Origin of the sequence: Cellulomonas phragmiteti (genome assembly GCF_016862775.1) — a bacterium.
Lineage (GTDB): Bacteria > Actinomycetota > Actinomycetes > Actinomycetales > Cellulomonadaceae > Cellulomonas > Cellulomonas phragmiteti.
In genome coordinates, this window is the sequence record NZ_BONP01000009.1 from 21,704 (window position 1) to 34,458 (window position 12,755).

Genomic DNA, 12,755 nt, shown 5'->3' on the forward strand with positions numbered 1-12,755 from the left:
AGGACGCGCGTCCGAGTCGTGTCGCGCGTGTTTCCACCTGGCGAACACGGTGCACGGGCCCCCGGGGTCCGGACGGTAACGTTCGCAGGGTGAGGATCGTCGTCTGCGTGAAGTTCGTCCCCGACATCCAGTCCGACCGGCAGCTCGGTCCCGACGGGCGCGTCGTGCGCGACGGCGGTGACGGCACCCTGAACGAGCTCGACGAGAACGCGGTCGAGGCCGCGCTCGCGCTCGCGGAGGAGCACGACGGGCACGTGGTCGTGCTCACCGTCGGGCCGGACGACGCGGTCGACGCCGTCCGCAAGGGCCTGCAGATGGGCGCCGACGAGGCCGTGCACGTGCTCGACGACGCCGTCGCGGGGTCCGACGCGATCGGGACGGCCACCGTCCTGGCGGCGGCCGTCCGTCACCTCGGTGCCGACGCGCCGGTCGACCTGGTGCTCACGGGGATGGCGGGCCTCGACGGGCTGACGTCGTTGCTGCCCGCCGCGCTGGCCGAGGCGCTCGACCTGCCGGCGCTCCCGCTGGCCTCGACCCTCGCAGTGGACCCGGCCGTCGGGACCGTGACCGTCACGCGCCGGCTCGACCACGCGACGGAGACGCTCAGCGCGGACCTGCCCGTCCTGGTGTCGGTGACCGACGGGCTCAACGAGCCGCGGTACCCGAACTTCAAGGGCATCATGGCGGCGCGCAAGAAGCCCGTCACCACGCTGACGCTCGCGGACCTGGGCGTCGACCCCGGCACCGTCGGCGCCGCGGGCGCCCGGACCGAGGTGCTCGAGGCCGCCGCGCGCCCGCCGCGCGAGGACCGGGTCCTGCTCACCGACACCGGCGACGCCGGCACCCGCCTGGCCGCCTGGCTCGTCGAGCGCAAGCTCGTCTGACGCCGGTCCCGCCCGCCACCGCCTGCTCGCCCCACCCCGGAGGACCGCCGTGACCGCCACCCCCGTGCTCGTCCTGCTCGACCACGCCGCCGACGGCACGCTGCGCCCGCCGGTCCGCGAGCTGCTGACGCTCGCCCGTGAGCTCGCGGGCGACGCGGGCGTGCAGGGCGTGTGGGCCGGTGACGAGGACGTCGCCGCGGCGGTGCCGGCGCTCGCCGCCCAGGGGGTGACGACGGTCCACCGCCTCGCCACCGACACCGACGTGCACCTGTCGGCGGTGCTGGCCGACGGGCTGGAGGCCGCGCTCGCGGCGTCCGGTGCGGCGCTGGTGCTGCTCGTCTCGTCGTTCGAGAACAAGGAGGCCGCGGCGCGTCTCGCGGTGCGCACCGGCGCGGGCGTCGTGACCGACGTCGACGGGCTCGAGGTGCAGGCCGGGCGCGTCGTCGCACACAAGACCGTGCTGGCCGGCACGTGGACGACGCGGTGCGCCGTGAGCGCACCGACCGCCGTCGTGACGGTCAAGGCCAACTCCGTCGTCGCGCAGGACGCGGCGGCGCCGTCGTCGCCGCAGGTCGTGGACCTGCCCGTCGAGGTGCGTGCCTCCTCGACCCGGGTGCGGCTCGTCGAGCGCACCGAGCTGGCGGGCTCCGGCCGCCCCGACCTGGGCTCCGCGCACGTCGTGGTGGTGGGCGGACGCGGCACCGAGGGCGACTTCTCGGCCGTCGAGGAGCTCGCGGACGTGCTCGGCGGCGCCGTGGGAGCGACCCGCGTCGCCACCGACGAGGGCTGGATCGGCCACGACGCGCAGATCGGCCAGACGGGGGTGACGGTGTCGCCGCGGCTCTACGTCGGCGCCGGCGTCTCCGGCGCCGTGCACCACCGCGGCGGCATGCAGGCCTCGGGCACGATCGTGGCGGTCAACTCCGACCCGGACGCGCCGATCTTCGAGATCGCGGACTTCGGGGTCGTCGGGGACCTGTTCGCCGTCCTGCCGCAGGCCGCGGCGGAGCTGCGCCGGCTGCAGGGCTGACCCCGGCGCTCCGGCCGGGCCGGTCCGTGCCGCCGGGCGGCGAGGACCAGCTCAGCTCAGGTCGCGGAGCCAGCGCAGCGTCGCGCCGGCCTGCGCGGCCTGGAAGGCGCGCAGGTTCGGGATGCCCGTGGGCGCGGGCTGGCCCGACGACCACGCGAAGTAGCCGGCGAGCCCGGCGAGGGCGGCCCGCAGGTCGTCGACGCTCACCCCCTGCGACGCCGCGCTGCGGGCGAAGAGCCAGGCGGGGTCGCCGGCGCCGCCCTGCAGGGCGACGCTCGGCAGCATGAACGCCAGGTCGATCCACGGCGCGCCCACGCTCGCGTGCGGCCAGTCGATCAGCCACACCCGCTGGTGGCCGTCCTCGATCATCACGTTGTCCGCGCGCAGGTCGCCGTGGACGAGGGTGTCACCGGCCACGACGCGCAGGGCGTCCTGCTCCCACCGGGCGAGGTCCTCCAGGTGGTCGACCGCCCAGCGGCCGGGCTCGTCGACGAGCTCGGCGACGACCTCGCGCTGGGCGGGCGTCGCCTGCAGCATCGACCTCCACCCGGTGAAGTCGTCGGCGAGGAGGTCCTCGGTGCGCGGCAGGTCGTGACCCGGTGCGGGTGCGCAGTGCGCGAGGTCGTCGAGCGCGGAGAGCACCAGCGCCAGGTCGTCGGCGCGCCAGGGCAGCTCGGGGGAGCGGCCGTGCACGGCGTCGAACCCGAGAAGCACCCAGTCACCGTCGTCGTCCCACCAGCGCAGCGTGGGGGCGGGCACGTGCGGCGGCAGGGCGCGCGCGGCGCGGATCTCGGCGCGGGCCAGCTCCGGCGAGTGCGGGTTCTGGTCGGAGGACACGGCCTTGACGAAGACCGCGCGGCCGTCGGTGAGCTCGAGCACCGCGCAGAAGCCGGGGGAGAAGCCGCTGGTGGCCGACATCTCCGCCGTCACGCGGGCACCGGCCAGCGACTCGATGCGCTCGCGCACCGCCCGCGGCAGGTCACGCCAGTCGAGCCGCTGCCCGCCGAAGGCGAGCGGCAGCGCCATGACGTCGTCGGCACTCACGCGAACATCCTGCCAGCATCGGCGCGCGGCCCCGCGCAGTTTTCGCCCTCCGGTGCGGGGGAAAGGTGGAGGGACCTGGTGGGGGACGTGCCGGCGTGGGGGACGTGCCGGCACGCCCGCCCGTGGACGCGTTCGTAGACTGGGGGTGTGAGTGCTCCCCGCCCCCGTGCGGTCTACCTCGACCACGCGGCGACCACGCCGATGCGCCCCGCGGCGCTCTCCGCGCTGACGGCGGCGCTCGCGCACACCGGCAACCCCTCGTCGCTGCACACCGCGGGCCGCGCCGCGCGCCGCACGGTCGAGGAGGCGCGGGAGCGGCTGGCCGCCGCCGTCGGCGCCCGACCCAGCGAGGTCGTGTGGACGGCGGGCGGCACCGAGGCCGACAACCTCGCGGTCAAGGGCCTGTTCTGGGCCCGGCGCACGCACGACACCGCGCGCCGCCGGGTCGTCGTCTCGGCGGTCGAGCACCACGCGGTCCTCGACCCCGCGTTCTGGCTCGCGGAGCACGCCGGCGCCGAGCTCGTCCTGCTGCCGGTCGACGGCGACGGCGTCGTGGAGGTCGACGCGCTCCGCGAGGAGCTCGAGGCGCACGCGGACACGGTCGCGCTGGTCTCCGTCATGTGGGCGAACAACGAGGTGGGCGCGCTGCAGCCGCTCGACGACGTGGTGGCCCTCGCGCACCGGCACGGGGTGCCCGTGCACGCCGACGCCGTGCAGGCCGTGGGGCAGGTGCCCGTCGACCTGGGGGCGTGCGGCGTCGACGCCGTCACGCTCAGCGGGCACAAGGTCGGGGGGCCCGGCTCGACGGGCGCGCTGCTGGTCCGCCGCGGCCTGGAGCTGACCCCGGTGCTGCACGGCGGCGGCCAGGAGCGTGGCGTGCGCTCCGGGACGCTCGACCCTGCGCTGCTCGCGGCGTTCGCGGTCGCCGTGGAGGACGCTGTGGCGGAGCGCGACGCGCACGCGGCCCGCGTCGGGGCGCTGCGCGACGACCTCGTGCGCCGGGTCCTGGCCACCGTGCCCGGCGCGACGCTGCGCGGCCCGGCCGACGCTGCCCGTCGACTGCCCGCCAACGCCCACCTCACGTTCGCCGGCTGCGAGGGCGACTCCCTGCTGTACCTGCTGGACGCCGCGGGCGTCGAGGTCTCCACGGGCTCCGCGTGCCAGGCGGGCGTGCCGCGCCCGTCGCACGTGCTGCTGGCGATGGGCGTGGGGGAGGACGACGCGCGCGGCGCGCTGCGCTTCTCCTTCGGGGCGGGCTCGAGCGCGGCCGACGTCGACGCCGCGGTCGCGGCGCTGCCGGGGGCGGTCGAGCGCGCACGTGCCGCCGGCCTGTCGACGCTGGTGGGTGTCTGATGCGCGTGCTCGCGGCGATGTCCGGGGGCGTCGACTCCGCGGTCGCGGCGGCACGGGCCGTCGACGCGGGGCACGACGTGGTCGGGGTGCACATGGCGCTGTCCCGGACGCCGGCCCAGGAGCGCACGGGGTCGCGGGGCTGCTGCTCGATCGAGGACGCGTCCGACGCGCGGCGTGCCGCCGACGTGCTCGGCATCCCGTACTACGTGTGGGACATGTCCGAGCGGTTCGAGCAGACCGTCGTCGCGGACTTCCTCGCCGAGTACGCCGCCGGGCGCACCCCCAACCCGTGCGTGCGGTGCAACGAGCACGTGAAGTTCGCGGCGCTCCTCGACAAGGCCCTCGCGCTCGGCTTCGACGCCGTGTGCACCGGGCACTACGCGCGGGTCGTGGACGGGCCCGACGGTGCGCGCGAGCTGCACCGGGCGGCGGACCCGGCCAAGGACCAGTCGTACGTGCTCGCGGTCATGGGCCCGCAGCGGCTGGCCCGCGCGGTCTTCCCGCTGGGCGACGTGGGGTCGAAGGCGCAGGTGCGCGCCGAGGCCGTCGCTCGTGGCCTCTCCGTGGCGGCCAAGCCCGACTCGTACGACATCTGCTTCGTCGCCGACGGGGACACCCAGGGGTTCCTGCGCCGCGCGCTGGGCGAGCAGCCGGGCGACGTCGTCGACGAGGCGGGCGAGGTCGTCGGGACGCACGACGGCGCCTACGCGTACACGGTCGGGCAGCGGCGCGGCCTCGCGCTGGGCCGCCCCGCACCCGACGGACGGCCCCGCTACGTGCTGGCGGTCGAGCCCGTGCAGCGTCGCGTGGTCGTCGGACCGGCCGAGGCGCTGGACGTCGCGCAGGTGCGAGGCGACGCGGCCGTGTGGTTCGGGGACGTCCCGCCCGTGGGCTCGACGTGCGCGGTGCAGGTGCGCGCGCACGGCGCCGACGTGCCGGCGCGCGTCGTGGCGGCCGACGCCGGTGCCGTGACCCTCGACGTGGCCGGCGCCGGGCTGCGCGGCGTGGCCGCCGGGCAGTCGCTCGTGCTGTATGACGGCACGCGCGTCGTCGGGCAGGCGACGGTGTCCACGACCCGCACCGCCCGGGACCTCGTCGGCGCCGAGCACCCCGCCGCGGCCGGGACGCACGCGTGACCGCCGTCAGCGGCGTCGGCCCCTGGCCCGGGACCGACGCGCTCGAGGCCGCGACCACGGTCGTCGGCGACCTCGTCGACACGCCGGACGAGGTCGACGGGTGGCCGTTCGCCGTGCAGCTGCCCGCCCGCGGGCCGTGGGGTGACGCGAGAGGCACGGCCGTCGCGCTGCTCACGGACCTGCCTGCCGAGCTCGGCCCGCACGGCTGGAAGCTCGCCGACCGCCCCGGGCGCGACCTGGAACGGGCCCGGGCGTTCGCGCGCGAGGACCTCGACGCCCTCGCGGTGGCCGCCCACGGGTACGCCGGCGGCCTGGTGCTCCCGGTCCTGGGGCCGTTCACGTTCGCCGCCGAGGTGTACCTGGCGCGCGGCGACAAGGTGCTGTCTGACCCGGGCGCCCTGCGCGACGCGGTCGCGTCGAGCGCGGACGGGATCGCCGCCCGCGTCGCGGACGTGCGCCGCGTCGTCCCCGGCGCCGAGGTGCGGGTGCTGCTGCGCGAGCCGCTGCTCGCCCCGGTGCTGGCCGGGGCCGTGCCGGGGTTCTCGGGCCGGGCGCCGCTGCGCCGCGTCCCGGGGCCGGTCGTCGCCGAGGGGTTCGACACCCTGGCCGACGCGGTACGGGCGGCCGGTGCGTCCGCGGTCGTGGTGCACGGTGGCAGCGCGTGGTCCGCGCTGGCGGCCGTCCGCGCGTCGTCCGTGGACGGCGCGGCGCTCGCGGTCGCCGGGATCGGCGAGCGCGGCTGGGAGGAGGTCGCGGGCGTCGTCGAGTCGGGCAAGGCGCTGTGGGCCGAGCTGCCCCCGCAGGCGTCCTCGCAGTGCTCCGGCCCCGACGTCGTCGGCCAGGCCGACGTCCTGCTGCGCCCGTGGCGCGGTCTGGGGCTGGACGCCGCCGGGCTGCGGGACGTCGTCCTGCTGGCCGGTGCACCCCCGCAGGGGGCGACTCCCGACCTCGCGCGGGGTGCGCTCGCCGGGCTCGTCCGCGCCGCCGGCCTCGTCGCGGAGCGGGCCGAGGGATGAGCGGCGCACCTCTCGGACCGCCCACGCGGCGTCGCCCACCGTCGCGGCGGCGCGCGCTCGCGCTGCTCGTCACCTCCGGCCTGGCGCTGGTCGGCGTCGTCGTCCTGGCCGTCGGGTGGTTCGGCATCGGCACGACGACCCTGCGGGCGTCCGCCGCGGGCACCGAGCCGTGCCTCGCCGCGTACGAGGCCGGGTCGGGCGTGCAGATCCGGTACGAGGCGCTCCCGGCCCGTGCCGTGTGCGTGTGGGACGTCGACGGCGAGCGGCGCGAGGTCGTCGTCGCGTCCGTCCCCGCGGCCGTCACGGTCGGTGCGCTGGCGCTCGCGGTCGGCGGGATCGCGGGCACGGTCCTGGTGCTGGTGACCGCCCGCACGGCGCGGCGCGCCGCCGCGACCGGCCGCGGCGGTCCACCCGGCCCCGCGCCGGCCCCCGACGCCTCGTGATCCCCGCCGTGGGTGACCCCGCGCGCGGTGCCCCCGCCGCGCGCCGCGGTCCGCGCGCCGCGCTGCGGGACTGGCTGCGCGACCTCGGGTCCGTCGTGGCCGTCGGGGTGCGCCTGTGGCTGCGCACCTGGCCGCTGCTGCTCGTCCTCGCGCTGCTCGCCGTGGCGGGGCGGTACGCGGCCGGGTGGGCCGCCGTCAACGTCGCGACCGTCAGCAACACCCTCGGCTGGGCGGTGCTCGTCCTGGCCCCGCTGAGCATGGTCGCGGGCATCGTCGCGATGCTGCACGTGCTGCGGCGCGACCTGCCCGCGCTCGCCGCGATCGGGAGCGCGCGCGGCCCCGACGACGCCGCGTCCGGCCACGAGCGCGGTCTGGTCGACGTCCTGGCGTCGGTGTTCGTGCCGTTCCTCGCCCTGTACGCGTCGTACGGGCTGCTGGCGGAGGACCGGTCCCGGTTCCTCAACACCGCGGCGTACCGCGAGTTCCGGGAGGGGTTCTCGCTCACCGGTGAGCGCGTCGACGCCTCGTTCGTCGACCTCGCGACCGGGTGGACGCTCGTGGCCGTCGTCGTCGTCGCCGTCGTGCTGCGGTGGCTGCTCGGCCGGTGGGAGGGGCGCAGCCACCGCCGCGCGCTGGCGTTCGCCGGGGCGTACGTCGAGGCGTTCTGGCTGCTGGTCGTCGCCAGCTTCACGACCGAGCTGCTCGACGGTGCCTGGCGGTGGGTCGAGAGCCGCCGCGCGGTGGCGGTCGTGCTCGACGCGTGGGTGCGGTTGCTCGAGGCCCTGGGGCCGGTCGCCGCCCCCGTCGACACGGTGGTCGACACGGTCGCGGGCGTCCTGGGCAACCTCGACGACCTCGTGGTGATCCCGCTCGCCTGGCTCGCGGTCGGCGCGGTCGTCTACGGGCACAAGCTCGCCCCGCTGCCCCGGCGCAAGCGCGTCGGTCCGGCCGTGTGGCAGCGGCTGCCGGCCCCGGTGCGCCGCTGGACCACCGAGGCCGCCGCACCCGTGATCGGCGACGTGCGCTCCCGGTTCACGGCGCTCGCCGACGGGCTGCGCCGGCTCGCCGTCGCCGGCCTGGGACCCATGCTCGTCTTCGCCCTCGCGTTCCTCGTCGCCACACGCCTCGAGGAGGGGATCCTGCTGCTCGCGCGGGTGATCAGCGGGCCGCAGGACGTCGACACGTGGCTCGCGTTCGCGCCCATGGTCTCGGCGGTGGCGACGGCCGTCGGGCTGACGGTCACGATCGCGCTCCTCGCCGCCGGGGTGGACCGCGTCCTCGCCGGCCAGGCCGCCGCGGCGGCGCGCACGCCTCAGGCCGCCCGCGGCGTCGACGACGTCCCGGAGCGGTCCGGCTAGCGCTCGACCTCGAGACGCACGTGGTGCGGCATCTGCCACCACAGCACGACGTCCGTGACGTCGACCCCGTCCGGGACGACGACCACGCGGGACACGGACCAGGTGGCGGGCCGGGGCGTCGACCCGCCGTCGGGGGCGCTCAGGGCGTCGTCGACGTCCCCCAGCGACGGCCACGGCCCGGTGGCGTCCTCGGGGACGCACGGGACGGTCGCCTGCCAGGCCCCCCAGGCGTTCGCGACGTAGTCGTACCGCGTGCCGGCCGTGTCCCGCACGGCCAGCCGGCACCCGACCAGCACGACGTCGGGGTCGGCGCCGAGCGTGAGGTCGACCTGGACCGCCCGGCTCCCGGGCGGCAGCTCCAGGCCGTCGGGGAGGTCCGCCGCGTCGCCGACGCCGTCGAGGCGGACCTCGACGTCGAGGGGGAAGGTGCCACCCAGGCCGTCGCGCAGGTCCTGGTGGAACGTGACGGTCGCGCCGGGGGCCGCCGACGTGGGGCGGTGCAGACCCTGCTCCCACCACAGCGACCGGACGCGGTCGCCGGAGGCCACGACCACGAGCGCCAGCGCGAGGGGCAGGGCGACCAGCGCCCAGCGGTTGCGGTGCCACCAGCCGACCGGCGGCGGCCCGGGCGGGGTCGGCGGTGCCGGGGTGGGAGCCGGGGGTGCCGGTGGCGTGCTCACGAGTCCTCCGGCGGCGTGTCGGACGGTGCGTGCGCCACGACGGGGGTGTCGTCGCCCGCCCACGCGTCCGCGTCGGCCTGCGTGAGACCCAGGTCGATGTCGGCGACGTCGTCGCGGCGCTGGTCCTTCAGATCCAGCCCCAGACGCAGGCGCGCGCCCGGCACGGCGTCGGGCGGGACCTCGACGCGCAGCGTCGCGTACCGGGGGATGCCGGGTTGCGCCGTCCCCGGCAGGAACGACGATCGTCCGCCCGTGAACACCGCGTAGGTGCGGCCGTCGCCACCCAGCACCTCCGCGAAGGCGAGCGAGCGCGGTTCTCCGACCGCCTCGACCGTCACCGGCACGATGAGCCAGACGCCGGGCGTCGCGAGCAGCGTGCCGTCGTCGGTGTCGAGGACCGTCGACCCGGTCGGCTCGCCGGCCGTGAGGCGCGCGTACCGCAGCTCGACGAGCTCGCCGACGCCGCCGGGGCGGACGAAGGACGCCTGGACGCGGTCGCTGACCGGGAACGCGGTGACGACGAGGTGGCCGACGGCCAGGGCCGCGAGCACCGCTGCGCCGGCACTGACCGTCCGCGGGCGTGGAGGTCGCCGGCGCGGTGCCGGCCGGTCGGGGGTGGCCTGCTCGCCGGGCGCGTCGGCGGGCGTGCCGGCGGCGTCGGTCGCGCTCACGTGTCCTGCTCGGGCGTGCCGGCGGCCGCCTCGCGCGCGTCGAGCGTGCCGACCAGGACGGTCGTCGGGAACCGCCAGACGAGCTCGGGGTCGAGGCTCCCGGCGCGCCAGGTGTGCTGCTGCAGCTGCACGTCCACGCTGGTGGGGGGCGCGACCGACCCGTCCTGCTCGAAGAGGAACGCCGCCTCGTACGTCAGCCCCGGCTGCACGGGGCTGAGCGGGGACGCGTCCTCGAGGACGACCACCGCGCTCGCCGTGACCCCGATGTCGACGGGAGCCTGGACGAGGCCCTGGACGCCGGACAGCGTCAGCGCGTCGCGCAGCGTGACGCCCAGGACGCCGGCGTCGCTCGTGTTGCGCACGGTCGCGACGACACCGACCCAGCGGTTGCCGTCGTCGGACAGGCGCTGCCCCGGCAGGTCACCGGTCCACACGACGCGGTGCACGGTCAGCTCGAACGGCGCCACCTCGACCGGTGTGCCGGCCTCGAGCACCTCCGGTCCGTCCTGCGTCTGCTCCTCGAGCCCGCCGAAGGCGGCCGTCGTGGCGAGCAGCACGATCGCGCCCACGACGCCGATCCGCCGCAGCGGCTGGTCGAGGACGCGTCGCGCCACCTTGCTGCCGCTCGCGCGGGCGCGGGCGCGCAGCTCGGGCGGGGCCGCGGGTCCGGACACGCGCCCGAGTGTAGGGGGGCCGTCCGGGCACGCGTGACGGACCCCGGGCCAGGGCTGTGGGCGGCTCGTCGTCCACAGATCCCTGCCGACCTCCCCGCGCGGGCTGCCGGACCGACAGGGTCGTGCCATGCGTCCGTCCCTGAAGACCCGGCAGCGCGCCGCACTGCTGCGCCTGACCCTCGTCCTCCCCGTCCTGACCCTGCTCGCGGTGGCCTGCACGGGACCCGCCGTCCCCGCCCCCGTCCCCGCCACACCGCCCCCACCGTCCCCACCGACGATCTCCGTGCTCGCGGTCGACCCCGGGCTCGACCCGCGCGCGGGAGGTGGCGAGCACACCCGGGACTGGAACCTCGCCCCGCGCAGCGGCGACCTCGACGCGCTCGCGGCGGCGGTGGTCGCGACACCCGGCACGGTGCCCCGGGTCGGGCTCTGGCGGTGGGCCGTCGCCGAGGGGGTGCCCCGGGTCGACACCGACCTGCGGGTCCCGGGTGCGGTCCGCGACGTCGGGCTCGCGGTCGTCGCCGGGCGGGCGGTCGTGGCGGGGACGACGGACGTCGGGCGACGTGCGGAGTCGTTCGCGCGCGTCTCGGACGACGCGCTGACCTGGCGGACCGCACGGGTGAGACCGTCGTCCGTCCGGCTGACGGAGGCGACGTCGGGCGGGGCCGTGCCCCACGTCGCGGGCACGTCGGCGCAGGGCGCGGTCGTGTGGGCCCAGGTCGCGGGCGACGACGTCGACGTGGTCGAGGTGGTGCCCGCGGCGGCGGGCACGCGTCGCACGGTCGTCGACATGGCGGCGTCGGACGCGTTCGGCGACCAGGACGTGGTGGCCGTCGTCTACCGCGAGACCGGGCCGGACGGGGTCGTGCGGCCGATGGTCGTCACGCGTGACGGTGCCGGCGTCTGGGGCAGCCCGGTGCTGGTGGACGGCCGGCCCCGGGTCCAGGTCAACGGCATCCGGCTGCGGCTCGGCGGCGGGTGGACCGCGACCGGTGCGGCGCCGCTCGGGCCGGAGACGTTCGGGGCGCTGCGTCCCGCCGCCTGGACGACCGTCGACGGCGCGGCGTGGGCGACGATCGAGGCCGACCTCCTGGGGGACTCCGCGTGGCTGTCCGGCGAGGACGAGGACTGGGTGCTGGGCAAGCCCTCCGAGTCGGGCAGGGTCGTGCCCCTGTGGCAGCAGCGGGGGCGGCAGGTCGTCGTCGTGATGGGCGACGACGACGTCGCGGGCGGAGCGTGGTTCGGCCAGTTCCAGTCGGCCCCCGCCCCGGTGCCGGACGTCACCGGGGTGCTCGAGTACGCCGCGGGCGGCACGCCGCTGCTCTTCGTGAGCGGGTCCGGGTACACGGCGGTCGGGGGATGGCCCGCGCCGGACGAGCCCGACGACGACTGGTGGTCGGTGGCCGAGCTCTCACCGGTGTCCCCGCGCACGGTCGTCACGATCGCGGACGGCGCGGGCGGGGCGCCGCGCGGGCAGGTCGCGACACGGACCCTCACGGACGGCGGCGACTGGTGGCGCACGGCGTGGGGCGCGACGGCGATGCGGGTGGAGGGCGACGCGCTCCTCGCCGATCCTCTTCCCGTCGCTGCTGTCGCGGGCGCGGCGTGGCAGGAGGGCAGGGACGCCGACGGCCGACGGCTGTTCGTGCACGCGCAGCCGGAGGGCGACCTCGGCACGCGCACGGTGACCACGCTCGCCGCCGACGGCGGGGAGGTCTCCGGTGACCTCGGCAGCGGTGGCGCCGGGGTCGAGGACGTCGCGCACGACGGCGCGCGCTGGCTCCTCGCCGGTGCGGACGCCCCCTCGATCCTCATGACCGAGGTGGACCGGCCCGTGGTCTGGACGTCGGTCGACGCCGCTGCCTGGAGCCGGCTGGACCTCGACCTGGGCGACGCCCGCGAGGGCGCCGCCGAGGGGGTCTGCCAGGAGGGGTCCCTGCTCGTCGGCTGGTCCGGCGCGCACGACGGGACGACGCGGCCGCGGGCGTGGCGGCTGGTGGGCGACACGGCGAGCGTGGTCGACCACGGGCTCGAGCCGGCGGGCGAGACGTCGTTCGACGCCTGCCGCACGCAGGGCGGGACGACCCTCGTCCACGGGCAGGTCGCAGGCGTGGCCACGCTCTGGCGGGTGTCGCCCACTGGGACGTTCGAGGAGGTCCTGCGTGCCCCGGGGGGCGCGACGTTCGAGGCTCCCGTCCCCGTCGACGGCGGGTGGGCGGCGTGGGGTGCCGTGGACGGGGACGAGGACAGCGGGCCGGTCGTGTGGTGGTCGCCCGACGGTGCCACCTGGACGACGCTGGCACTGCCCACCGACGTCCCGGTGGCCGAGGGCACGGTGGCGGCCGAGGGCGCCGACGTGGTCGCGGTCGCCTGGGGGCCGTCGGGGATGCGCGCCTGGCGGGTGTCCGGCCTCGGGACCTCGTCGCTGGGACGTGCCTGAGGTCGGTGGTGTGGGTGCCGCACGCC

General features: G+C 77.3%; 12 protein-coding genes. 8 read left to right on the forward strand and 4 right to left on the reverse strand.

All coding sequences use genetic code 11. The features are described 5' to 3' along the window. Positions 1–89: 89 nt before the first annotated feature. Together Cph01nite_RS09160 and Cph01nite_RS09165 are read left to right on the forward strand one after the other, a co-directional pair. Positions 90–884, forward strand: coding sequence for an electron transfer flavoprotein subunit beta/FixA family protein (locus Cph01nite_RS09160; RefSeq protein WP_203673468.1), 795 nt, complete (start codon positions 90–92; stop codon positions 882–884). A gap of 49 nt (positions 885–933) precedes the next feature. Next, positions 934–1,914, forward strand: coding sequence for an electron transfer flavoprotein subunit alpha/FixB family protein (locus Cph01nite_RS09165; RefSeq protein WP_203673469.1), 981 nt, complete (start codon positions 934–936; stop codon positions 1,912–1,914). 51 nt (positions 1,915–1,965) lie between these two features. Here the strand turns inward: Cph01nite_RS09165 and Cph01nite_RS09170 are convergent, their stop codons facing one another. Beyond that, entirely contained in the window at positions 1,966–2,958 is a 993-nt protein-coding gene (locus Cph01nite_RS09170) for a phosphotransferase family protein (RefSeq protein WP_203673471.1), read from the reverse strand. 147 nt (positions 2,959–3,105) lie between these two features. Here Cph01nite_RS09170 and Cph01nite_RS09175 point away from each other — a divergent pair, with 147 nt between their 5' ends. The 5 genes from Cph01nite_RS09175 to Cph01nite_RS09195 are packed head-to-tail and all read left to right on the forward strand — an operon-like array spanning position 3,106 to position 8,264. Then, on the forward strand, positions 3,106–4,311 hold the full coding sequence (locus Cph01nite_RS09175) for a cysteine desulfurase family protein (protein ID WP_203673473.1): 1,206 nt from the start codon (positions 3,106–3,108) through the stop codon (positions 4,309–4,311). Beyond that, entirely contained in the window at positions 4,311–5,447 is a 1,137-nt protein-coding gene (gene mnmA, locus Cph01nite_RS09180) for a tRNA 2-thiouridine(34) synthase MnmA (RefSeq protein WP_203673475.1), read from the forward strand. The genes Cph01nite_RS09175 and mnmA overlap by 1 nt, the downstream gene beginning before the upstream one ends. Continuing rightward, positions 5,444–6,463 (forward strand): uroporphyrinogen decarboxylase/cobalamine-independent methonine synthase family protein, encoded by a 1,020-nt coding sequence (locus Cph01nite_RS09185; protein ID WP_203673477.1) that lies wholly within the window; start codon positions 5,444–5,446, stop codon positions 6,461–6,463. Before mnmA ends, Cph01nite_RS09185 begins: the two co-directional genes overlap by 4 nt. Then, entirely contained in the window at positions 6,460–6,906 is a 447-nt protein-coding gene (locus Cph01nite_RS09190; RefSeq protein ID WP_203673479.1) for a hypothetical protein, read from the forward strand. Before Cph01nite_RS09185 ends, Cph01nite_RS09190 begins: the two co-directional genes overlap by 4 nt. 8 nt (positions 6,907–6,914) lie before the next feature. After that, positions 6,915–8,264: a hypothetical protein gene (locus Cph01nite_RS09195; RefSeq protein WP_203673481.1), complete on the forward strand. Its 1,350-nt coding sequence runs from the start codon at positions 6,915–6,917 to the stop codon at positions 8,262–8,264. Here Cph01nite_RS09195 and Cph01nite_RS09200 read toward each other — a convergent pair. The 3 genes from Cph01nite_RS09200 to Cph01nite_RS09210 are packed head-to-tail and all read right to left on the reverse strand — an operon-like array spanning position 8,261 to position 10,289. Beyond that, complete coding sequence (locus Cph01nite_RS09200) at positions 8,261–8,944, reverse strand: hypothetical protein (RefSeq protein ID WP_203673483.1); 684 nt, start codon at positions 8,942–8,944, stop codon at positions 8,261–8,263. The genes Cph01nite_RS09195 and Cph01nite_RS09200 overlap by 4 nt on opposite strands. Beyond that, on the reverse strand, positions 8,941–9,615 hold the full coding sequence (locus Cph01nite_RS09205; RefSeq protein WP_203673485.1) for a hypothetical protein: 675 nt from the start codon (positions 9,613–9,615) through the stop codon (positions 8,941–8,943). The genes Cph01nite_RS09200 and Cph01nite_RS09205 overlap by 4 nt, the downstream gene beginning before the upstream one ends. Beyond that, entirely contained in the window at positions 9,612–10,289 is a 678-nt protein-coding gene (locus tag Cph01nite_RS09210; protein ID WP_203673487.1) for a hypothetical protein, read from the reverse strand. Before Cph01nite_RS09210 ends, Cph01nite_RS09205 begins: the two co-directional genes overlap by 4 nt. Positions 10,290–10,416: 127 nt before the next feature. Between Cph01nite_RS09210 and Cph01nite_RS09215 the strand changes: the two genes are divergently transcribed. Then, positions 10,417–12,729 (forward strand): hypothetical protein, encoded by a 2,313-nt coding sequence (locus Cph01nite_RS09215; protein ID WP_203673489.1) that lies wholly within the window; start codon positions 10,417–10,419, stop codon positions 12,727–12,729. Positions 12,730–12,755 lie beyond the last annotated feature (26 nt).

Bases quoted from the DNA above. Each gene is read 5' to 3' on its own strand.
- Cph01nite_RS09215 (WP_203673489.1), top strand. From the start codon at position 10,417: ATGCGTCCGTCCCTGAAGACCCGGCAGCGCGCCGCACTGCTGCGCCTG.
- mnmA (WP_203673475.1), top strand. From the start codon at position 4,311: ATGCGCGTGCTCGCGGCGATGTCCGGGGGCGTCGACTCCGCGGTCGCG.
- Cph01nite_RS09190 (WP_203673479.1), top strand. From the start codon at position 6,460: ATGAGCGGCGCACCTCTCGGACCGCCCACGCGGCGTCGCCCACCGTCG.